A 22,866-nucleotide genomic window follows, 5' to 3' on the forward strand; every position below is an offset into this window, starting at 1 on the left:
GAACCAATAGTTTTGATATTCCTGTTGATGGTCTATATTTGTCTGTTAAGAACGTTGCTTTACATGAAATATACACTCCTTGTTGCCATCCTTATTTTGGGTGTCATGACTTCCTGTGTGCCCCATAAGGATATGTTGTACCTTCAGGACAAATCCACCGCTACCGATTCCTTACAGCTGATGGTGGAGACCCAAAAACCTTACCGCGTACAGATCAATGATATTTTGAGTATCCGTATCAAGGTGTTGGACCAGGACAATGTAAGTATTTTTAACCCCATTGCCGATGCCGCCGATTTGAATGCCTCTTCCAGTGAACGTGCTTATTATGATGGGTTTACTGTAGATGTGCACGGGAATATCCGTATTCCTGTTTTAGGAGAGGTGAATGTATTGGGACGTACTACCGAGGAAATCCAAAGTCTTTTGGGGCAACAGTTATTGGAAGAACAGTTTAAGGAAACCGCTAATATTTTTATCACGGTGAAGCTGTCGGGGTTGAGGTACACGGCCTTAGGGGAGATAGGAAACCCTGGGCCACAAGTACTGTTTCAGGAGCGCGTAAATATTTTTGAGGCCATTGCCAACTCGGGGGAGATTCCAGTAATTGGAGACCGACACCATGTGCAGATTATTAGGCAATATCCACAGGGCCAGAAGATCCACGAAATTGATTTGACGGATAAAAATGTGATGCAGTCTCCCTATTACTATATACAGCCTAATGATATGATTTATGTGAAGCCGTTAAAACAAAAGGCTTGGGGGACGGGTACCACAGGTAAGGATGTGTTTACAACAGTGGTATCTGTAATGGCTTTGATAAGTACAACGTTGTTGTTAATTAACCGTTTTTAATCGATGTCTGACGAAGTATTTAATGAGATAGAACACGTGGAGTCGAGGGGAACTACTTTCGATTTTAAGGGCTTTTTGTTTAAAGCCTTAAACCTGTGGAAATTGGTCTTGCTCTCCATTGGGGTTGCATTGGTGGTGGCTTATTTAATCAATATCCGTAAGGAAAACATATACCGATTGAATTCCCTGATTTCGGTGGAGAGTGAACAGAATCCCTTTTTTACGGCAAATACCAGTATTTCATTTAATTGGGGAGGGGTCTCAGGTAAGGTAGGAAAGGTGATGACCTCAATCAAGACCCGTAGCCACAACGAAAAAGTAGTAGATTCTCTACAGTACTACATGCAATACATGGTGCAGGGAAAATATAGGTTGCAGGATATTTATTCCTCAGCACCTTTTAAGGTGCAGCTCAATAAAGAGCATGGACAATTATTGAACCAACCCATAGGTATCCGTTTCATCACTGAGACCCAATTCGAAATTTTTATGGACTTTGCGGCATCTCAAAGAGAGGTACAGCGCTATTCGGATAAAGCGAAATATTTGATTGAAGTTCCTGTAGGGCCCTTTAAAGAGGTGTACTCGTTAGGGGAGTCCATAGACCTGCCATTTTTTAGTGGGGCCTTGGTGTTGAGGCAAGGGAAGCGAATCCTACCTAATAAAGAATTCTTTATTCGCTTTTTAAATTTTGACAATGTCGTTCACTCCTACCAATCGGGGATGGCTATAGCTCCTTTTTCAGGATCGTCTTCTTCGGTGTTAATGTTGGCGCTTTCTGGGACCAATAAGGCTAAGATCGTGGATTACTTGAATGCCACTTCGGCCATTTTAAGTGAAACAGAATTGGCCCGTAAAAACCAATATGCCACCAATACCATTAAGTTCATCGATAGTAGTTTGGCAGCCGTAAATGCCAATTTAAAGGATGTAACGGAAGAGATGAACCGCTTCCGTAAGCAAAACAAGGTCTTCGATATTAGTGAAGAAATGGCCTTAACATCTGAAAAGTTGAAAGGTTTGGATTTAGACAAGGAGACGGAACGTGCCAAATTGAACTATTTGGAAGCCTTGGAGGCCTACTTAAGGACCAAAACTGATTACACCCAAATTGCGGCGCCAACCTCTGTGGGGATTGAAGAGGCTAATATTTTAAATAGTGTCAAGACCATAACAACATTGGCCATAGAACGTCAAAATATGGAATATACAGTAAAAGAGGGCAATGTACTGTTTAAGGATTTGGATCGTAAGATTGATGCAGAAAAAAATGTATTGTTGGAAACCATTGCGGCCACAAGGCAGACCATCAATACCAATTTAAAAAACATTAACCTCAAGATGACGCGTTTGGAAGCAGAGTTAAGCAACTTGCCCGAGGAAGAACAGGACTATTTAAAGATCCAGCGGAAACTGAATTTAAGTCAAGAAGCCTATGATGTGTATTTGGCCAAACGTTCAGAGGCAGCCATTGTAAAGGCTGCCAATGTTTCGGATATTACCAGCATTGATGAAGCTAAGGATATTGGAAATCCACCTATAGGGCCTAATAAGAGTCTTAATTACATGATGGCCTTAATGATCGGTTTTTTTGCACCTATGTTTTTGATTTTTGTCATTTATCTGCTGGATCACACCATCCATGGATCCGATGAGGTAGAGCAATTATCCAATATACCTATTTTGGGCCTGATAGGGAAATACAATTATAAAAACAATCTGGTAGTATTCGAAAAGCCTAAGGCAGCCGTGTCTGAGTCTTTTAGGTCCATTCGTTCCAGTTTGCAGTTTTTGTTAAAACAAAAAGGAGAGACTGGTTTGGGGAAAAGCATTATGATCACCTCCTCTGTAAGTGGAGAAGGAAAAACCTTTACCTCTATTAATATAGCAACGGTTTATGCCTTGTCGGGTAAAAAAACCATTCTGTTGGGCTTGGATCTTCGCAAGCCGAAGATTTTTGGAGATTTTAATATTACCAATGATAAAGGAATAGTGAATTATTTGATAGGGGACAGTAGTATGGAAGAAGTGGTTTTCCACTCGCATATCGAAAACTTGGATGTAATCCCTTCGGGTCCCGTACCTCCTAATCCTTCAGAGTTGTTAATGGGTGATGCTATGCCTGAGTTGATGCAGACGCTTAGGGAAACTTATGACATCATCATTCTGGATACACCTCCCTTAGGTTTGGTAACAGATGCTTTGGAATTGACCCAATATGCCAATGCAACAATTTTTATGGTGCGTTTAGATTATACTAAAAAGGGGATGTTGGCCCTGGTGAATGCCAAACACCGCGCAGGAGAATTAAAGAACATTAGCTTTGTCCTAAATTTCTATAAGCATAAAACCAATCATAATTATGGCTATGGTTACGGTTATGGCTATGGCTATGGATATGGGGTTTACGGTGATGCCTATCATGAGGATCCTAATAAGAGTGGTGCGCTCAAAAAAATCCAAAACCTTATAAAGCGTATCTAAGTGCTGTCTCTTCCTCAAAAGATTGTAAAACGTAGCTTCGATCTTGCGTTGAGTCTATGCTTGTTGCCTATTGTAATCTTACCCATCGCGCTTTTGGTGTTGTGGGCTACCTGGGATACCCGTCAATGGGGGCTATTTTCCCAACAACGGGTGGGACAATATGGACGCCAGTTTCCTATTTATAAAATAAGGAGCCTTCGGGGAACAGGTCATAAATTGGGTAACCTGGAACAATATGCTAGCGGTTTTGGAAATTGGTTGCGTCGGAGTAAACTGGATGAGTGGCCGCAATTGTTTAATGTGCTCATAGGGGATATGAGTTTTGTGGGGCCGAGGCCTGATGTTGAGGGGTTTGCCGATGCCTTGCAGGGGAATGATCGGGTGATTCTGGAGGTGAAACCTGGAATCACGGGACCGGCCACCTTGAAGTATGCCAATGAAGATCAATTGTTGAGCCAGCAGACCGACCCTGTAAGATATAACAACGAGGTGATATGGCCAGATAAGGTGGAGATAAACAAAAAGTATGTCCGTAATTGGTGCTTTTTTGTAGATTTGAAATATATTATCCATTCATTTCAAATCAATCTATGAGTGTATCTCCTAAAATTGCCATTATTGGCTTGGGCTATGTGGGCCTTCCTTTAGCTGTAGAATTTGCCAAACAGTATTCTGTAGTAGGTTTTGATATCAATGTTAAACGTGTCCAACAGTTGCAGGAAGGTATCGATACTACTTTGGAGGTGGAAGCTAAAGATTTACAGGAAGTTATTAGGAAGTCTTCTGAAAGTGGTCATGGCCTGTTTGTAAGTAGTGACCCAGCCGATATGGCGGATGCTAACATCTATATTGTGACGGTACCAACGCCTACAGATGCCTTGAACAAACCGGTGTTTACCCCTTTGGTGAAAGCCAGTGAGACCGTGGGGAAAGTATTGAAAAAAGACGATATCGTTATTTATGAGTCGACCGTTTATCCTGGGGTGACCGAGGATATTTGTGTGCCGATTTTGGAAACACATTCTGGATTGGTCTATAATGTCGATTTTTATGCAGGGTATTCTCCGGAACGTATCAATCCGGGGGACAAGACCCATACAGTGACCAAGATTTTAAAGGTAACTTCAGGCTCTACTCCCGAAATAGCGGAGGTGGTCGATCGCTTGTACCGTTCCATCATTACGGCTGGCACTCATAAAGCCCCTTCTATTAAGGTGGCCGAGGCGGCCAAGGTGATTGAGAATTCACAACGCGACATCAATATAGCCTTTGTAAATGAACTTTCTAAGATTTTCCGTTTGCTGGACATCGATACCCAAGCGGTTTTGGCGGCGGCGGGAACCAAGTGGAACTTTATCAATTTCACGCCCGGTTTGGTAGGAGGACACTGTATTGGTGTAGATCCCTATTATCTAGCTCAAAAGGCACTCGAGACCGGCTACAACCCTGAGATTATTTTGGCGGGACGGAAAATGAACGATAGTATGGGGCAGTACGTGGCCCAGGAAACTGTAAAGATGATGATCAAAAAGGGAGCCCGTATTAAAGCAGCTAAAGTCCTGGTCTTGGGTATTACCTTTAAGGAAAACTGCCCAGATATTCGAAACTCACGGGCGATTGATATTATTAGGGAGTTTGAAACCTATGGGGTTCAGGTGGATGTCTACGATCCTTGGGCCTCTGCCGAAGAGGTCTATGACGAATATGGCCTAAAGTTGCTTTATAAGCCAGAACAGTTACAACGCCAATATGAAGGTATAGTGCTGGCTGTGTCGCATAAGGCGTTTTTAGACTTGAACATTCAGGGATTGAAATCCGAGGCCTGTGTGCTGTTCGATGTAAAGTCTTTATTGCCTAAAGAGTTAGTGGATGCACGGTTGTGATGCCTCGTTGTGGGAAATACTTATATTTGTTTATACCCGTTTGGGGAATAAAGAAGTCTTGACAAGAGGTTGAAAATTTATAAAAAGAGGCATTGGGCAAGTTAATTTCCATAATCACCATAAATTTAAACGATGTTATTGGTTTAAGCAATACCATTAAAAGCGTGAAGGAACAGGCTTTTACGGACTATGAATACATTGTCATCGATGGGGGCTCTACCGATGGAAGCAAGGCCTTGATAGAGGAAGAGTCCAAACATTTTTCTTATTGGATCAGTGAACCGGATCGAGGTATTTACAATGCCATGAATAAAGGGATTAGAGCGGCCGAGGGGGAATACTTATTATTCTTGAACAGCGGAGACACATTCTACTCCAATAAAGCTTTGGGCTATTTGGCGGAAGCAGCAGGCTCTGAGGATAGCATGGATTTTATTTATGGTAATTTAGCCTTCATAGAAGGTGAAAAGGAATGGATTAAAACCTACGCTGATGCCTTAAATGTCCGTTATTTTTTATTTGATTCCTTACCACATCCTGCAACCTTAATCAAACAGCAATGTTTTGAAGAGGTTTTGTATGATGAAGCTTTAAAAGTAGTTTCCGATTGGAAATTTTTTATGTTGGGAATTACTAAGTGGAAATACTCATATCAACATATTCCACAGGTGATTTCCAAGTTTAATATGGAAGGTGTCAGTAATAGCATGCCACAATTGGTGGAGAAGGAGCGTTCAAAGGTATTAAAACAGAATTTTCCTTGGATGTATTGGTATGTCGAGTACATAAAATTCAAAGAGCAGTTAAAAAGGAAGTTTTACGGCACAAAACCAGAAAATTCGGTGGGCTAAAAATAATAGGGTTTCTTTTGGGTGTACAAAAAATCTTAATTAAAGGCGTTGCTGTAAAAAACTGATATTTATTTGGGAAGTACTCTTTTACAATGATACATAAGTTGTTTCATAGGTCAAGAATTAAAGTAAAACAATTATCAGCATGTTACATATTAAAAACTATGGTTACCTAATTACAGGGGGCGCTGGCTTCATTGGTGCTAATTTGGTAGGGCATTTGTTGATGCAGGGTGCGAAGCAGGTGCGGGTGCTGGATGATTTTTCCAATGGGTACCGAGAGAACCTTCAGGAGTTTTTAGAGCATCCTGCTTTTGAATTGATGGAGGGGGATATAAGGAATTTGTCCACCTGTAAGGCTGCTATGGAAGGGATGGACTATGTGAGCCATCAGGCGGCTTTGGGCTCGGTGCCGCGGTCTATCCATGATCCTATTACTAGTAACGAAGTGAATGTGTCAGGCTTTTTGAATATGCTGGTGGCCCTTAAGGAGAGTCCTACCGTAAAACGGATGGTGTATGCGGCCTCCAGTTCTACCTATGGGGATAGTAAAGTCCTGCCTAAGGTGGAGGGCGTTATCGGGAAACCGCTATCGCCTTATGCGGTGACCAAATATGTGAACGAGCTGTATGCCGATGTGTTTGGTAAAACCTATGGCACCGATGTAATTGGACTGCGGTATTTTAACGTGTTTGGGCCGAAGCAGAGCCCCAATGGGGCCTATGCGGCCGTGATTCCCTTGTTTATGCAAGCCTTAAAAGATGGTGTGCCTGCTAATATTAATGGGGACGGAGGGCAGACCCGTGATTTTACCTATGTAGCCAATGCGGTGCAGGCGAATGTGAAGGCCTTTTTTGCAGGACCTGAAGCGGCCAACGACGTCTTTAATGTGGCCTGTGGGGAACGTATTAGTGTTAACCAGTTGTGGGCATCGTTGAAAGAGGCCGCTGGTTCGGAGATGGAGCCCAACTATGGGCCGCCACGGCAAGGGGATGTTCGGGACAGTTTGGCGGATATTTCGAAAGCGAAACGTTTGTTGGGGTACCGTCCGGAAATAAGTGTTGCGGAGGGGTTGCGGTTGACTTGGAACTATTTCAATACGCTAACATAAAATACGTATGAAAGTATACATAGATCCTGCAGCCGACATGCTGTATGCGTCATTTTACATTAAGGGCCTAGAGGAGGTTTTTGGAAAGAGGAATATTGGCTATAGCGCCCAATACTTTAAAAACTTTGTGCATAACAATCATTTTTTTGCCTTTGTGTTGGTGGATGCCAATAAAACCATGAAAAAGTTGGTGGTAGATTTTACAGATGCAGCCTTAATAGATGAAAAAGCCTTGGATTGGGCAGACGTGTATGGAAAGGTTAATTATGACGGTCAGTATAAATCGGAAAAAATTTCAGTAATAGGCCCAAGTTTCGGAATCAATATCTATTCAGCAATGACAACTGCTGTTTTGGCGGTCTCCAATTTCCTAAAGGCCTATCCCAGGATACCCGATAAAAGAAGATTTCTATCCGATTACAAGTCTCAGTTCCGTAGACCTCAATTGCAGGAGTATAACAAAAGAAAAAACAATGGCGCCTATATTTTCTTTATGGCCTCACTTTGGAAAAATGAAAAGCAAACCAATCAGTTTAGAGCGAACTTCATTAGGGCCTGTAGGGCCAATCCTAAAATTAAATTCGAAGGAGGTTTTGCGCCTAGAACAAAAAGAGACCTATCGGGTTTTGAGGCCTTGACAACACCAGCAAGGGTGAAAATGAACTATTACATGTCACAGATTTTACAATCCATACTGGTATTTAATACACCGGCCGTAAAGGATTGCCATGGTTGGAAATTGGGGGAATATCTATGTATGGGAACAGTGATATTGTCAACCCCTTTAAAGCGGCAATTGCCGAAGCCGTTACTAGATGGGGAGCATGTAATATATACAGATGGTTCAGAGAGTGATATTACTAAAAAAGTTAACACATTATTGAAAAACGATTCTCTTAGAGAGAAGCTTGAAAACAATGCCGCCGAGTATTATCAAAAATACTTACAACCCAAGCAGGCAATAAGAAACTTGTTGGCAAATGCAATTGGCGATTTTGATAAATGTAAAGTCTAATCTGTATATTCGCACTTTAAGCTGTGATATTGGAAACTCGCATATACCAAAGAAAACGAAAAATAAAACCAGGAAAACTCCTTAAAGAAAGTTTAAAGGATGTTGTGTCATCTAGGTTTTTATCAAAACAATTGGCCGTAAGGGACATTAAGGCACTGTACAGACAATCCTTCTTGGGGGTGTTTTGGGCATTTATAACTCCTATAATGACGGCCTTGGTATGGATCCTCTTGCGTCAGTCTGGAACGGTGACACTGTCCGAAACTGGAGTGCCCTATCCCATATTCGTTTTTTCCGGAACCCTAATTTGGTCCATACTCGTAGAAACTATTAATGCACCTATGGCCAACACAAATGCCGCAAGGGGCATTTTGACGAAAATCAATTTTCCCAAGGAAGCTTTAGTGGTTTCAGGGATATACAAACTCTTGTTCAATAGTACTATTAAAATAGGGGTGTTATTACTCTTTTTACTAGTGTATGGGCTTACATTTACGTGGCACATGCTCCTTTTTCCTTTAGCTGTTTTGGGAGCTGTAGTCTTTGGCACGGCTCTAGGCTTATTAATAACACCTTTAGGATTATTATATAAAGATATTGGAAAGATAGTGGCATTTGGAATGCAATTTTTAATGTATGCCACCCCTGTGGTCTATGCCATCCCTAAAGAAGGGATAATGCGAACACTTATGGAGGTTAATCCTTTAACGCCGTTGGTAACAGTGCCTAGAGACCTATTGTTGGGAGGGATGCCTCAATATATGGGGTATTTTGGAGCAGTGATTGTGGCATGTATGCCATTACTGTTTATAGGCTTGGTATTTTATAGAATTTCAATTCCGGTAATTGTAGAAAGATTAAGTGCATAATGGAACAGGACGATAAGGACATACTGGTAAAGGTAGAAGGACTAAGTAAAAAATTCTGTAAAGATCTAAAAACAAGTCTTTGGTATGGGGTTCAGGATTTGTTTAGTGTAGCAGTGGCAACAGGGCATACTGTGTTGCGGAACAAAGAATTTTGGGCAGTAAAGGAGGTAAGTTTTGAGTTGCGTCGGGGGGAGTGCTTGGGATTGATTGGGCATAACGGTGCAGGCAAAAGTACCTTATTAAAGATTTTGAATGGCCTGATCAACCCCGATGATGGAAAAGTTATCATAAAAGGTAGGGTAGGGGCATTGATAGAATTGGGAGCAGGATTCAATCCCATTTTAAGTGGTCGTGAAAACATTTATAACAATGGCGCCATTTTAGGTTTTAGCAGAAAGGAAATCGACACAAAACTGGACGAGATCATTGCCTTTGCCGAGTTGGAAGATTTTATTGATATGCCTGTTCAACATTATAGCTCTGGGATGAAGGTCCGCCTAGGCTTTGCCGTGGCAGCCCAAATGGAACCAGATGTGTTGATCATTGATGAGGTATTGGCGGTGGGAGACTTGGGGTTTGTGCTAAAATGTTTTAAAGTCATTGACCAACTATTACCTAACACAGCAATTGTGTTCGTGTCGCATAATATGCCTATGGTCTCACGTATATGTAATCGAATTATTTTGATGGATCATGGAAAATCAATCTTTCAAGGTAATGATGTAGCTAAAGCAATAGATTTATATTACAATAAATTTGTGAACATTGGGAGAAATTTAGTTTTTTCAGATGGGAGTATAGAACTTATTGAATCAAGTTTTATCCTTCCTAGGGAATTAAAAAACGGTATAGCTCAATTGAATTGGAATGATGATTTAAAACTATATTTTAAATTTCGTTTAAATAAGCCTATTGAAATGCCTCAGTTTAAAATTGAAATATCAGATAAAGAGCAAAGGGCAGTTGCAATTTTTGAAAGGAATACTCTTGATTCTAAATTGAAAATAGAAAACAACAATATAGAATTTTTTGTTTCTCACAAATCTGCCCAATTTTCTAAAGGGGTTTATTCGATGGATATAGGCGCATTTAAATTTAAAACCCAAGAGCCTTTTCTTAGAATCAATGGTATTCATTCTTTCCAAGTTGTACATGAAGAAGAGGTTTGGACCCCTTTCTTATTAAACTCTGTTTATGAAACTAAATGATAATTCCTTAATGTTTCGGATTTTGTTGAAGTTAGATATCTCAAAAAAAGAGAAGTGTTTTATCGATAAAAGAGTAAATTCAAATGCTAATGTAGTATTTATTCATATTCCAAAAACGGGCGGTACTTCTATAATAAAATCACTTGGCCTTATATCAACCACTCACATTGAAGCTAAGGAAGTTTTTAAAAATAAGCAAGATGGTCGTGTTTTTAGGAATAAATTTAGTTTCGCTATAGTTAGAGATCCGATAGAAAGATTTGTTTCATTGTATAATTATGCGCGTATGGATGTAAGTTATTATCATAATAATATTAATCCAGAAACATCAGTACATGGAGCTCATTTAGACTACAAGCTATTAAGAGAAGCAAATTTAAATGAATGTGTAAAATTTTTATTAGAAGGTAAGTTAAGGCATGATAATGGTTGGAATCATTGGATGCCCCAATATACTTGGACTCACGATGAGTATGGTGCAATTTGTTTGGTTGATAAAATTTATTATTTAAATAATTTGGAACTACTTAAAATTGATTTTAAAAATAAATTTAACAGAGAGTTGAATATACCTGTTTTAAATGATTCTAAATCAGATTCCTTAATCATGGATTTGTCAGAAGAATCTTTGGAAGGTCTGTATCAATTTTATAAGAAAGATTATGAGCTCTTTAATTTTAAAAAACAAGGTATTTAGAAAGGTTCGTATGTATAGTCTAATTTTGATGAATGATTTGAATATAATTTTAGTGATTCCATGCATATGAAACCTGAAGTAAGTATTATTATTCCATGTTTTAAAACCGAAAAGACTTTAGAGGAAACATTACTTTCGGTTTACAATCAAAAGTTTGATAATTGGGAAGCTCTTATTATTAATGATGGTTCTCCAGATAATTTGGAGGAGATTGCCTTGAATTGGGAGAGAAAGGATTCAAGGTTTAAGTACTATAAAAGGACAAATGGTGGTCTAGGAAGTGCTCGTAATTTTGGTATAATGAAGTCTGAAGGTGATTTCATATTGCCTTTGGATTCTGATAATAGGATAAGAGATTCATTTATTCAAAACGCAGTTGAAATAATGGAAAAGGAATCTGATATAGGTGTGATTTATGGTGATGTTGTTTTTTTTGGAGAAAGGAATGAATACATTAAGGTAGGTGAATTTAATGAATATAAAATGTTTTATGTGAATTATATAGATGCCTGTGCTTTAATTAGAAAGGCGGTTTTTGATGCAATAGGTCTTTATGAAACAAATTTGCCTTATCAAGGTCATGAAGATTGGGAGTTTTGGTTGAGGGTTATCCAATCAAACTACAAATTCTATTATATGAAAGAATTTGCGTTTGATTATAGGGTTACAAACTTTTCAATGAGTGCCAAATTTACTGAGGAAATTGTTAATAAAAATACAGCTTATATAATTAGTAAACATAATTTATTTTACAAATCGGTATATAACCAACTTTATAATGATTATCTTAAATTAAAAAATACTCCTCGTTTAAATCAAGTTTTTGCAGAGCTTTTAATAGATGTTAAATTAAAACTTTTTAGAGCGTTAAAAAGGTAATATAAAAAAGGTAATATGTCTTTACCCTTAGTTTCTATATGTATTCCTACATATAATGGTGCCCGGTTTATTAAGCAAGCAATGGATTCGGCTATTGCACAAACCTATTCCAATTTGGAAATTGTGGTGTCTGATGATGATTCTCGAGATAATACTCTGGAAATCATTGAGTCGTATAAAAATAAAACGAATATTCCAATTTATATAATGGGCCATCAACCAAACGGAATTGGATCTAATTGGAATAATTGTATAAAGCATGCCAAAGGTGTTTATATAAAATTTTTATTTCAAGATGATGTGCTGATGCCTGAGTGTGTTTCACAAATGGTACTCGTTATAGAGAAAGAGAAACGGGTAGATATTGTTGCTTGTAAAAGGGAATTTATCATTGATTCATCTTTTGAAAATATTCAGTCTAAAAAATGGATTGATCATATGGCTGATCTTCAAAAAACTTTGAATTTAGAATATAATGAGAATATTGCCTATTTGGACAAAACATTGTTTTGTTCAGATCAATTTTTTGAAACCCCTTTAAACAAGGTGGGAGAGCCCTCTACCATTCTATTTAAAAAGGAGCTGGTGAATAGAATAGGGTATTTTAGTGAAGAGTTGAACCAGGTTTTGGATTATGAGTTTTGTTACAGAGTATTAAAAACACGTCGGATAGCAATTATGCAAAAAACGTTAGTGAAATTTAGGTTACATGGATTACAAGCTACGGTAAAAAATAAAGATAATGAGATATTTGGGGCAGATTTTAAAAAATTGGAACGCATATATGTGTCAAACTATATAAGATTATTAGATCCTTATATGAGAAAAGTGTTGCTAAGGAGGAATAATAGATGGGTTTCTTCATTTTACAATACCATTGATAATATAAAAAGTTGGCTGTAAATTATGAATAATCCAATGGTTTCAATTATTATCCCTGTTTTTAACCGTCAAGAGCTTGTAAAAAATGCTTTAGACTCTGTTATTGGGCAAACGTATAGCCATTGGGAGTGTATCGTAGTAGATGATGGGTCTACAGACAAAACTAGGGAGGTAGTGGAGGCCTATTGTAAAAAAGATTCCCGTTTTAAGTGGTATGCTAGAGAGCGATCTCCTAAAGGAGCACCTACCTGTAGGAATATTGGTTTAGAAAAAGCCAAGGGGAAGTTTGTTGTTTTTTTGGATTCCGATGATCATTTATTAGCCCATTGTTTGCAACAAAGGGTACAGGCTGCATTAGACTTTCCTGATAATGACTTTTGGGTGTTTCCAATCGCTATATTAAGTGAATTGGGTGTCATTAAACAGGAGTTGATTTTAAAGTCTAATTATTTTGATGATTTTTTATCGGCGAATTTACCTTGGACAATTTCAAATCCATTATGGAAAAGAAATTTGTTGCTAGATATTAGAGGATTTACGGAAGGATACCCTAGATTTAATGACCCTGAACTGATGATAAGAGCATTGTTAAGGTTAAGTGTGAACTATTTGGTATGCAATGAGTTATCTGCAGATGCAGTTGTGAATCCTTCAATTAAAGATCCTCAAAGTTTCTATTTAATGGTTTTTAAGGCCTTAAAATTATTTATACCAGATACGGTGAGGCATCTTAGTGAAGTCAATCGGGGGGAGGAGGCTACATACCTTATTGGGTACTTAAGACTTTGGTTAAAATATTATTATGCTCCCAATCCAAAAGGGAAATTAGGCTTGTCATTTAAGCTGATTTTGATGTTTTACAGGTTTAAAGTAATAACGTTTGGAAAGTTTTGTAGTTTAGGGATGCGTTTGGTCCATTTTCAGCTTACCAAGGTTTTGGGGCTGCTTCATAAGGATAAGCTGACCAACAGGGCATATTATATAAATCAATAAAGAATGGTTCTATTAAGGCAGGCTCTCCGGACTCGATGGAAAATATTCAAGGATAATATGGAAGTACGTTTTGGCTTTAGGCACTATCTTACACCTCCCAGACGGTACGACAATATTAATATCGGGGATAATAGAAAGATAGCTGCTGAATTTTTTGGATATTTTAAAGTCTTCGGAAATCTGCAACCAGATCATAAAGTATTGGAAGTAGGAAGTGGTTTTGGCCGAATGGCCGTACCATTAACAGACTATCTGAACCAACGGGGGAGTTATGATGGTTTGGAAATCATGAACGATGCTTTTAACTGGTGTAATTCTAATTTTACCCCTAGGTTTCCAAATTTCAAATTCCACAAGGTAGATGTTTATAACAAAAGATATAATCCAACCGGGAAACAAAAGGCAAGTGATTATGAGTTCCCATTTAAACAGGAAGCTTTTGATTTTATCTGGGTAACCTCTGTGTTTACACATATGTTTTGGGAGGAAATCGAAAGATATTTGTTTGAAATTTATAGGGTTTTGAAGCCAGGCGGAACCTGTTGTATAACATGGTATATTATGGATCCTATTTCACTTAGCCTAACAGCAAAAGACAAAGGAACTTATAATTTTAAACATTACCGTGAGGGATATTGGGTAGAAAGTAAAGAAGATTTGTTGTATCAAATAGCCTTTGCTAAAGAGAATGTGGAAAAACTGTACCAAAGGATAGGGTTTAAAGAGTTGGAAATTAAGAAAGGGAAGTGGTCAGGATATTCCAATGGACTAAGCTTTCAGGATGTGGTTATAGCAAATAGATAAATGTAGTTGTATGAACAGTTTATTTACTCTAGATTTAAAGGATGAATTATAAAAGTTATGCCGATTTAACAATAGATATTCTTCAAGGGCTTCATAAAATTCCATCGAATATCCAATTGGTGGTAGGAATCCCAAGGTCAGGGATGATTCCGGCCTATATGATTGGCACACAGTTAAATTTACCGGTTGTGGCCCTGGAGGAGTTTTTAAAGGGCAGTTCTGGGATGGTAGGGGAACGAAATTTAGGGATTACAGATAAAGATATCTCACATGTTTTGATAGTGGATGACAGTGTGTATTCGGGAACTGCAATACAAAAAGCCAAAGAAAAAATGGAAGGTTGTTTCAATAATCATGAAATAACTTTTTGTGCCATTTATTCGGCGACTGAAGCTATTGAACATATTGATTTTTATTTCAAGTATTTGCCACAACCCAGAGCTTTTCAATGGAACTACAAAAACTGCTTTAACGTTGCTTCGCAATCCTGTTATGATATTGATGGGGTATTATGTATAGATCCTACCGAGGAAGAAAATGATGATGCTTCAAATTATCGCCATTTTTTGTTAAACGCAAAACCCTTATTCATTCCAAAGTACAAAATCCCATGCTTGGTAACTTCCAGATTGGAAAAATACAGAAAAGAAACTGAAACATGGTTAAATCATCACCAAGTTGAATATGGAGAGTTGATCATGTTAGATTTGCCTTCAGCAAAGGAGCGTAGGAGGCTAGGGATCCATGCAAGTTTCAAGGCTTCTATATATGAACAAAGAGTGGAATCCCTGTTTGTGGAGAGTAGTTGGCACCAAGCTAAGGATATTTTTAAAATTACGAACAAACCAGTATTCTGTACTGAAAATGATGTATTCATCAAGAGCATGACAGATATTGTGTATCATGAGAATACCATCACATATGCCAATCGTCATATACGTGATGTGTTTTCAGAGGAAACCGAATTAAGTCTCCAAATGCAACAGCTGCGATTGGAAATGGCAGAGGTGCAAAAAGAAAATCAAAAAGCCTTAAGGGCCATGAAAATCTTTGAGGAAAATAAATGGGTGCAATTTTCGAAGTTGAATAAAGTTGGTAAAATTAAATTTATAGGCAACTTAATTAGTTCAAAATTAAAAACTAAAAACAGGTGATAGCCAAGAGTTATAATACAATCTTTATTAATATAGAAAAATTGTTGAAGACAATAAGAACTTTAATTAAAACAAATGAATTCAATTTTCCGAAACTAAATTCATGAAAAAGTTTAGGGTTTTATTTAAACGGTATCTAAGAATTATTTTTTATGTCATTTTTTTTTAAAAGATTAACTAATTTTTTTATTACTCTTTTTTCTTTGGCTTGTCTTTTACTTTTAAGTTTTTCATTAATTGTTAAATCCATAAGTAAGGATTATAATTTAAATGAATTGAATAAAGGTTTGTTTGTAGGAGATTCACATGTAAGGTGTGCAATAGATGATAGTTATATTGATGGCTACATCAATATGGGATTATATGCAGAGTCGTATTATTTTTCTTTTTTCAAGATTAAACAGTTGTTGGATCGGAATGATAATATTGAAGAAGTCTATTTAGGGTACAGTTATCACAGTTTATCAAACTATTATGATTCTTACGTTAGTGGGGAATATTCAAAAGAAGTATCATCTACATATTTTTTTATGTTGCCTCTTAGAGGCCAATTAGAATGCTTGTTATGGAATTTAAGTGAAATGCCGAGTTATTTGCGGATGGGAATAAATAAGGAATGCGAAAGTTATTTCAAGAGCGGTGAGTATGCATTTAGAGGCGGGTATGTTAATAATAAAATAGATATGGCTTCAGAAGGAGAGATTGCTAAAAGGATAAAAGCTCAATTTTATGATAAAAATGTTGTTAGGCAATTTTCTAAATTAAATATTGATAATTTACTGAAGATAATTGCACTTTGCAATGAGAGGGATATTGAACTAACTTTAGTTAACATGCCTTTGCATAGATTGTATAGAAAGAGAATTCCTGCTGAATATCGAATTAAATTTCAAGAATTATTGGATGAAAGTAATGTTTGCTTAATTGATTTAAGTGCCCTTGAAATGGATGATGATTGTTTTATAAGAGATGGTGATCATTTGACAAGAAAAGGTGCTTTAAAAACTACAACCGAATTTATTAAATTATTAAAATGAAATATTTTGTTTTGTCAACACAACGTTCAGGTAGTGATCTTTTGCGTCATACTCTAATTGATATTTTTGATGAAGCGAGTGATGGTCCTGATGAATGGATTGTACACCCTTTGACGAGACAAAATTTAAAACTTCCAGAAAGTTATGAAAAGGCATTGGAATTGGTTATTGACAATCCTGAAAAATTGATAGATGAAATGTCTCCCAATTCACATAGAAAAGTAATGTATAGCCATCTTGGAAAATATCTCAATTTGCCGAAATCGATCCCTGTGGTACATTTAATACGAAAGGACTCTTGGAGTCAGGCTAAAAGCTATTGGATCATGAAACAAAATATTGTTCCTGCTCATATAAGTCAAGAGAACTTTTCAAAAATGGAAAAGGTTGATATTTCATTGAAAATCGATTATGAAGAGATTGAGAAATTAGCGAAGACATTTTTTAAGCAAAAACAAAATTGGTTTTATGGTTTAAAAAATCGTCCTAACACTTTATTATTATATTATGAGGAGGATTTGGCCAATACCAATGAGTTAATTAAAACTACAATTCCAAAAATTGAATTTTTTTTGAATAAAAAAAGAAAGCTAGAAGAGTATGATATTCCTCTTAAAAAAACAAGTACCCTGTATACGATTGAAAATAGAGATCTGAAAAGAGAAAAAAGGCTCATAGAGAAATATTATTTCCGACCAACTTTTAAATATTGGTTTAAGAATAAGGTAAAAAGTGTACTGGGGATGTAATGACGTTTTATGGATAATTTTGAAAATAAAATCAATATTTGCTTCATTACTCGAGAATATGCTCATCCCAAAATGGGCAAAACAGGAGGGATTGGGGTATTTGTCAAACAGTTCACCCAAGCGTTACAGCAACAGGGGCATAATATAACAGTCTTTTCATTTGGCTCGACAGCTATGGAGTTTAAGGATCATGGAGTGCAGGTGGTAAGCATTAAAGATTTAAGTACCATAAATGAACGCATAAAGGGCCCTTTCAGACGCTATAACATACCGGGTTACATCACCTTAAAGCGGGGCTTGGAATTCGTTAATCGCAGGTTCATTTCCAGAAAAGCCTCCAAGTTTGTCAGGCAGCAGGGCTTCGATTTGGTAGAGTTTCATGACTACGGAGGCGATGCCTGTTACTTCAAGGGGCAATTGCCCAAAGTGGTTCGTTGCCATGGCTCTGGCCTAACCTTGCACCAATTCATGGGCTACGATAATAGGCTGTCAGACACAATTTTTGAACGTCGGTTTTTTAAACGCATACATACCAATGTCATAGCCGTATCCCAACACTCGGCAGACATAACCCAAAAAAGCTTCAATTTGCCTCAGCGGCCTACAGTATTATACAATGGGGTAACGGTGCCGGTCTTGCCAACCCGTAAAAACTATTTACAAGGACCAACTAAATCTTTTAGCATCTTTTATTTTGGTTCCATTAGGGAAAGAAAAGGGATTGACATAGCCTGCAGGGTCTTTAATAAGTTACTGGAGCATTTCCCTCAGGCTACCTTTCATATAATGGGCAATAACAATAACGATTATTGGAACCAAAAGGCGATGAACCTCTTGTCGGACAAAGCAGGTCTGCAAACCACCTATCATGGAGCAGTTCCAAATACCGAAATTGAATCTTACTTGCAAAGGGCCCATGTAGTGCTCTTTCCTTCTTTTGGGGAGAATTTTTCCGTTGGACTACTTGAGGTAATGGCCTTGAGGAAAGTGGTCATTACCTCAAACATACCTCCATTTCAGGAAATCATAAAACATGGGGTTAATGGTTTAATGGCTCAGACAGAAGAAGACTATGAAGTCATGATCACTCAACTGTTTCTAAATAAAATAAATGCAGAAAAGCTGGCTCTGGAAGCAAGAAAGACGATTGAACAAAACTTCGATTGGAAGCTTCTTATAGAGAAAAACATAAAATATTACCAATCCTTGATTTAATTTGCAGTTGAAAGAGCATCTAAATACCCAACCCTTAATCTCTGTTGTGATGGCCACCTATAATGGAGAGAAATTTATAGCCGAGGCCATCCAAAGTATCTTGGACCAGACCTATAAAAACTTTGAGTTTCTTATTGTGGACGATGGTTCTACCGATAGGACTCAGGAAATTATTCGGGGTTTTAGGGATCATAGAATCAGGTATATAAAAAAGGAGGCCAATACAGGAATTGCCGATAGTTTAAATAAGGGGATTGCTCAGGCCCAAGGAACCTACATCGCACGAATGGATGATGACGATGTGTCTTTTCCCCATCGATTGGAAAGACAATTGGAAGCATTTCATGAAGATCCTGAATTGGGGCTTTGCGCCACAAATGTAGAACTGGATCAAAAGGAAAAAATAAAAACAATCGGCCTATCCCATCAGGAAATCAAGATGAAGCTCTTGTTTGGAAATACCCTAACCCACCCAACGGTGATGCTGAAAAAAGAGCTGTTTAAAAAGTACCAATACAATAGCGAAATGGTGCCCTGCGAAGATTATGATTTATGGACCAAAGTTATTTGGAACTATAAATGTGTGGTATTAAAAACACCCTTATTGTATTATAGGTATAGGAAGTATAGTGAAACCTCTCGTCGAAGAAAGGAACAATTGCGTTTATGCGAGCCAATAGCCGCATACATGTTTTCTAAATTGGAGTGGACGGCCATAAAGAACCACGACGCTTGCCTTAAGATAATGGCCACCCATGAGTATACGGTGAATTCTAGTGAATTGAATGGACTAATGAAATGGTTGGATGCCTTGCTGGAGAAGAATGCTAAAATGAAAGTGTTTGAGGAAAACAGCTTTAAAACAGAGTTGGAGGCACAAAGGCTTCGGTTTTTAAAGTCATACTTTTCTAATAGATCAATTGGTAAAAAAGTAGTACCTTTTTTGGCTTTGGAGCTTCCATATAAAATGTGGATATTGAAATACTATTTAGAAACATACCTCAAATAGATGCAGCAACCAATCAAAAGTCTTCCGAAAGTAACTATAGTCGCCCCAGTCTTCAATGATTGGGAAAGTGTTAAGTTTTTGTTAGCAGAACTATCACACCTTTATTCTTTAAATAGCTTGAATATAATTCGTTTAATATTGGTGAATGATGGCTCTACAGAAGAATGCGATAATAAGGAGCTAAAATCGTTATTCCCAATCTCAATAATTGAGTTAAATACAAATATGGGGCATCAAAGATCAATTTCTATTGGACTGTCATATTGTAACGATCATAGTGAAGGGGAAAACTTTATTATTGTAATGGATAGTGATGGCGAAGACAGGCCAATCGATATCGAGAACCTGCTTGTGGAAGCGAATCTACACCATAATACAATTATATTTGCAAAACGCCAAAAAAGAACAGAGGCAATGTGGTTTAAAGGATTTTATAAACTTTATAAATATGGTTTTAAAATATTAACATCTCATCATTTGGATTTCGGAAACTTTAGTTGTATCCCTTCAAAGTTAGTGCCTAAGGTCGTGTCTATTCCTGAAATTTGGAACCATTATTCAGGAGGGATGCTAAAATCCCGTATTCCGCATAAAGCAGTAGGCACAGACAGAGGTGAAAGATATGCAGGAACTTCAAAAATGAATTTTCATAATTTAGTTCTGCATGGAATGAGTGCTATTTCTATCTATTTGGATGTGATGAGTGTAAGACTTTTGATTGGAGCCCTGTTTTGTTCTGTATTAGTGTTTTTTGGTGTTTTGACCATAGTTTACTTAGCATTATTTACTACGATACCAATTCCAGGTTGGTCTTCAGTTACAGGTTTGATTTTAATCACAATTTTGGCTATCACAGTTTTGACAACTTTTCTTATTCTGTTGTTTCAGCTAAATCAAAAAAATATAGTTAGATATCCTCCCAAAAAGTTTTATAAAGATTTTATACTATCCATAAAAAGTGTTTGAAGCATCCAATTACATAGGGAATGAATTGGAGTTGTTTGCATTGGCAAATAATTGGAAAGGGTATTGGATGAAAAAAATACAGCCTTTTTTAGGGGAATCTGTATTAGAGGTTGGAGCAGGCATTGGTAGTAATACAAGATTGTTTTTAGACCAAAACCAAGGTGTGACTTCATGGGTGTGCTTGGAGCCGGATATAAACTTAGCTAATAAAATCCCAAAGGAAATTCCAAATCATTATTTACCTAAACTTCAGATCTATGCTGATTATTTGAGGTGTTTTAAAAGTCAAGAAAAATTTGATTCCATCTTGTATATTGATGTGATTGAGCATGTTGAAAATGATAGTTCCGAAATCCAATTGGCCAAAAACTTTTTGAAACCAGATGGATATCTCATTATTTTAGTTCCTGCATTAAACTATTTGTTTTCTGATTTTGATAGGGCAATAGGTCATTTTAGGAGGTATAACAAAAATGAGATAGAAAAAGTTGTAGGTGAAAATCTAGAAACTATAAAGTTGGAATATTTGGACTCAGTTGGAGTATTAGCCTCTTTGTTGAATAAATTCATTCTAAAACAAAAGTATCCTTCGGAAAAGCAAATTGTTTTTTGGGATTCTACAATAATACCGATTTCAGAATTGGTGGATCCGGGTATAGGAAGGGTAATAGGGAAATCATTGTTAGGAATTTGGAAATTGAAAAGGGATGTTTAAAGCTGTACGTTTTATTTTTATGATTTGCGCCTTTGGTATGATGGCGTTAACGGTACTTTCCATTGTTTCAGGTAATGATATTCGAGGGGTCGAAAGCAATGTGATTTATTCAATACAAACAATATTGGATCAAAATGATTACCTCTATCAAAATCCTAATCAATTACCCTATGCCCTTACTCAATACATGCCACTTTATTATGTACTCAATGATTTAGTGTTGACAGTTTTGCAGGTTGATACTTCAGAAGTTTTAAAGATCAGGTGGGTGTCTAGAAGTATTTCTCTTGGTCTATTGCTATGGTCTGTCTTGATTTTGTATACTATAGGGCTTCGATATTTCAAATTACCTAAATCTAGAATTTGGGAGTTGTTAGCTTTATTTGTCATAATTAGTTACCCATGGTTTTCATTGACTAGGCCAGATGCTCTGGTATCATTTTTATATTTATTGTCTTTACTGCTTTTTATCAAATTCCAATCAAGTCAAAAGATGGTTTATATAGCATTCATTGGTGGGGTAGGGCTTCTTTCTATTGCTTCCAAGCAGTCTGGATTTTGCTTTCTTTTGATAATTGGTGTTTTTTTTATAGTCAATAAAAATTGGAAGGCTTTACAGTTTTTAACCTTGGGCTTTTTGGTGACTGGTATTTTGTTCTGGTTAACTATTGAAATTGCAGGGTATCATTTTAAGTATATTTTCGATAATACGATAGGGGGAATTAAAGAATTTAGTTTAAGGAAAGCAATAGTTTCAACTTATAAGGATTTTATACTATATTATCTTCTGTTGATATTAGGTTTGGTAATTATATTTGATTTGCATTCAAAAAAAAAGTTGAAATTACAAGAATCTACAATTTCATTAAGTTTTTTTTTAAAATTATTAATTGTATTAGGTATTGGGATTTCAGCATTATTGGCCTTAAAAAAAGGTTCTGGTATTAATTATTTCAACGATGCTATTTTTGCTCTCTTGGTATGGCTTGGGTATAGGTTAAGTAAAGCAAAAAAATATTATACAAGAAACGGAATAAATGTGCTAATCTTGATTTATGTTGTGGGAATACAAATCAGCTTACTACATTTTTGTTTCTATGGAGAAAAGGTTGCAAGAGGGATTGGAGGAAAATATTTGATGATAAATAATGAAAGAGAGGGTATTAACCAATTTGTAAGAAATACTGTTGGGAATGAATATTTTTTTTCACAGGACAGAGAACTTGCTTTAGAATTTTATAAAAATTGTATTTTACCCCAATTTGAAATCGAGACAAATAAATTGAGATTGTATAATTTACAGGAAGATTTAAAAATGGGTAAAATAAAATACTTAATCCTGTATTCCAAAATTGAAAAATCGATATTTGGTGAATATTCCAATTTATTTTATTTAAATGAAAATATAGGTTCATATAAAATATACAGATTTATAAATGATTGTACTGAGACATATAAATTATAGGTTGTTTTTTGCGCTCTTTTTG

The 22,866-nt window shown here is 36.8% G+C and carries 22 protein-coding genes; all 22 read left to right on the forward strand.

The annotated features are described in order from the left end of the window. Positions 1-63 precede the first annotated feature (63 nt). The 22 genes from BKM32_RS08780 to BKM32_RS08885 all read left to right on the forward strand — a co-directional run bounded on the left by BKM32_RS08780 (position 64) and on the right by BKM32_RS08885 (position 22,844). Positions 64-858, forward strand: a complete 795-nt coding sequence (locus BKM32_RS08780; RefSeq protein ID WP_076663473.1) for a polysaccharide biosynthesis/export family protein — start codon at positions 64-66, stop codon at positions 856-858. Between the two features lie 3 nt (positions 859-861). After that, complete coding sequence (locus BKM32_RS08785; RefSeq protein WP_076663474.1) at positions 862-3,342, forward strand: polysaccharide biosynthesis tyrosine autokinase; 2,481 nt, start codon at positions 862-864, stop codon at positions 3,340-3,342. After that, on the forward strand, positions 3,343-3,936 hold the full coding sequence (locus BKM32_RS08790; RefSeq protein ID WP_076663475.1) for a sugar transferase: 594 nt from the start codon (positions 3,343-3,345) through the stop codon (positions 3,934-3,936). It abuts the gene before it with no gap. After that, positions 3,933-5,225 carry a nucleotide sugar dehydrogenase gene (locus BKM32_RS08795; RefSeq protein ID WP_076663476.1) on the forward strand — a complete coding sequence of 431 codons (1,293 nt, stop codon included), beginning with the start codon at positions 3,933-3,935 and terminating at the stop codon, positions 5,223-5,225. The genes BKM32_RS08790 and BKM32_RS08795 overlap by 4 nt, the downstream gene beginning before the upstream one ends. Positions 5,226-5,317: 92 nt before the next feature. Then, positions 5,318-6,076, forward strand: a complete 759-nt coding sequence (locus BKM32_RS08800; RefSeq protein ID WP_076663477.1) for a glycosyltransferase family 2 protein — start codon at positions 5,318-5,320, stop codon at positions 6,074-6,076. 145 nt (positions 6,077-6,221) lie between these two features. Next, positions 6,222-7,187: an SDR family oxidoreductase gene (locus tag BKM32_RS08805; protein WP_076663478.1), complete on the forward strand. Its 966-nt coding sequence runs from the start codon at positions 6,222-6,224 to the stop codon at positions 7,185-7,187. 7 nt (positions 7,188-7,194) lie between these two features. Further along, on the forward strand, positions 7,195-8,202 hold the full coding sequence (locus tag BKM32_RS08810) for a glycosyltransferase (RefSeq protein ID WP_076663479.1): 1,008 nt from the start codon (positions 7,195-7,197) through the stop codon (positions 8,200-8,202). Positions 8,203-8,231: 29 nt separating this feature from the next. Then, positions 8,232-9,071: an ABC transporter permease gene (locus tag BKM32_RS08815; protein WP_171971854.1), complete on the forward strand. Its 840-nt coding sequence runs from the start codon at positions 8,232-8,234 to the stop codon at positions 9,069-9,071. Then, entirely contained in the window at positions 9,071-10,279 is a 1,209-nt protein-coding gene (locus BKM32_RS08820; protein ID WP_076663480.1) for an ABC transporter ATP-binding protein, read from the forward strand. The genes BKM32_RS08815 and BKM32_RS08820 overlap by 1 nt, the downstream gene beginning before the upstream one ends. Continuing rightward, a complete protein-coding gene (locus tag BKM32_RS08825) occupies positions 10,266-10,976 on the forward strand; it encodes a sulfotransferase family 2 domain-containing protein (protein WP_076663481.1) in 711 nt (236 codons plus the stop codon). The genes BKM32_RS08820 and BKM32_RS08825 overlap by 14 nt, the downstream gene beginning before the upstream one ends. Positions 10,977-11,042: 66 nt before the next feature. After that, positions 11,043-11,855, forward strand: a complete 813-nt coding sequence (locus BKM32_RS08830; RefSeq protein WP_171971855.1) for a glycosyltransferase family 2 protein — start codon at positions 11,043-11,045, stop codon at positions 11,853-11,855. 15 nt (positions 11,856-11,870) lie between these two features. Then, positions 11,871-12,758 (forward strand): glycosyltransferase, encoded by an 888-nt coding sequence (locus BKM32_RS08835; RefSeq protein WP_076663483.1) that lies wholly within the window; start codon positions 11,871-11,873, stop codon positions 12,756-12,758. Between the two features lie 3 nt (positions 12,759-12,761). Further along, complete coding sequence (locus BKM32_RS08840; RefSeq protein WP_076663484.1) at positions 12,762-13,730, forward strand: glycosyltransferase family 2 protein; 969 nt, start codon at positions 12,762-12,764, stop codon at positions 13,728-13,730. 57 nt (positions 13,731-13,787) lie between these two features. Beyond that, a complete protein-coding gene (locus BKM32_RS08845; RefSeq protein ID WP_216349597.1) occupies positions 13,788-14,534 on the forward strand; it encodes a class I SAM-dependent methyltransferase in 747 nt (248 codons plus the stop codon). Positions 14,535-14,575: 41 nt separating this feature from the next. Beyond that, positions 14,576-15,688 (forward strand): phosphoribosyltransferase family protein, encoded by a 1,113-nt coding sequence (locus BKM32_RS08850; RefSeq protein WP_076663485.1) that lies wholly within the window; start codon positions 14,576-14,578, stop codon positions 15,686-15,688. Between the two features lie 152 nt (positions 15,689-15,840). After that, positions 15,841-16,725, forward strand: coding sequence for a hypothetical protein (locus BKM32_RS08855; protein WP_076663486.1), 885 nt, complete (start codon positions 15,841-15,843; stop codon positions 16,723-16,725). Continuing rightward, the gene (locus BKM32_RS08860) at positions 16,722-17,474 is read left to right on the forward strand and encodes a hypothetical protein (protein ID WP_076663487.1); all 753 of its coding nucleotides are present in this window, start codon (positions 16,722-16,724) and stop codon (positions 17,472-17,474) included. Before BKM32_RS08855 ends, BKM32_RS08860 begins: the two co-directional genes overlap by 4 nt. Positions 17,475-17,483: 9 nt before the next feature. After that, positions 17,484-18,689 (forward strand): glycosyltransferase family 4 protein, encoded by a 1,206-nt coding sequence (locus BKM32_RS08865; protein ID WP_076663488.1) that lies wholly within the window; start codon positions 17,484-17,486, stop codon positions 18,687-18,689. A 7-nt stretch (positions 18,690-18,696) separates the two neighbouring features. Continuing rightward, positions 18,697-19,698 carry a glycosyltransferase gene (locus BKM32_RS08870; protein ID WP_123812089.1) on the forward strand — a complete coding sequence of 334 codons (1,002 nt, stop codon included), beginning with the start codon at positions 18,697-18,699 and terminating at the stop codon, positions 19,696-19,698. Further along, a complete protein-coding gene (locus BKM32_RS08875) occupies positions 19,699-20,664 on the forward strand; it encodes a glycosyltransferase (RefSeq protein WP_076663490.1) in 966 nt (321 codons plus the stop codon). Next, positions 20,657-21,379, forward strand: coding sequence for a bifunctional 2-polyprenyl-6-hydroxyphenol methylase/3-demethylubiquinol 3-O-methyltransferase UbiG (locus BKM32_RS08880; RefSeq protein ID WP_076663491.1), 723 nt, complete (start codon positions 20,657-20,659; stop codon positions 21,377-21,379). Before BKM32_RS08875 ends, BKM32_RS08880 begins: the two co-directional genes overlap by 8 nt. After that, on the forward strand, positions 21,372-22,844 hold the full coding sequence (locus tag BKM32_RS08885) for a hypothetical protein (protein ID WP_076663492.1): 1,473 nt from the start codon (positions 21,372-21,374) through the stop codon (positions 22,842-22,844). The genes BKM32_RS08880 and BKM32_RS08885 overlap by 8 nt, the downstream gene beginning before the upstream one ends. Positions 22,845-22,866: the final 22 nt, after the last annotated feature.

The organism is Mangrovimonas sp. DI 80 (assembly GCF_001975575.1).
Lineage (GTDB): Bacteria > Bacteroidota > Bacteroidia > Flavobacteriales > Flavobacteriaceae > Mangrovimonas_A > Mangrovimonas_A xylaniphaga.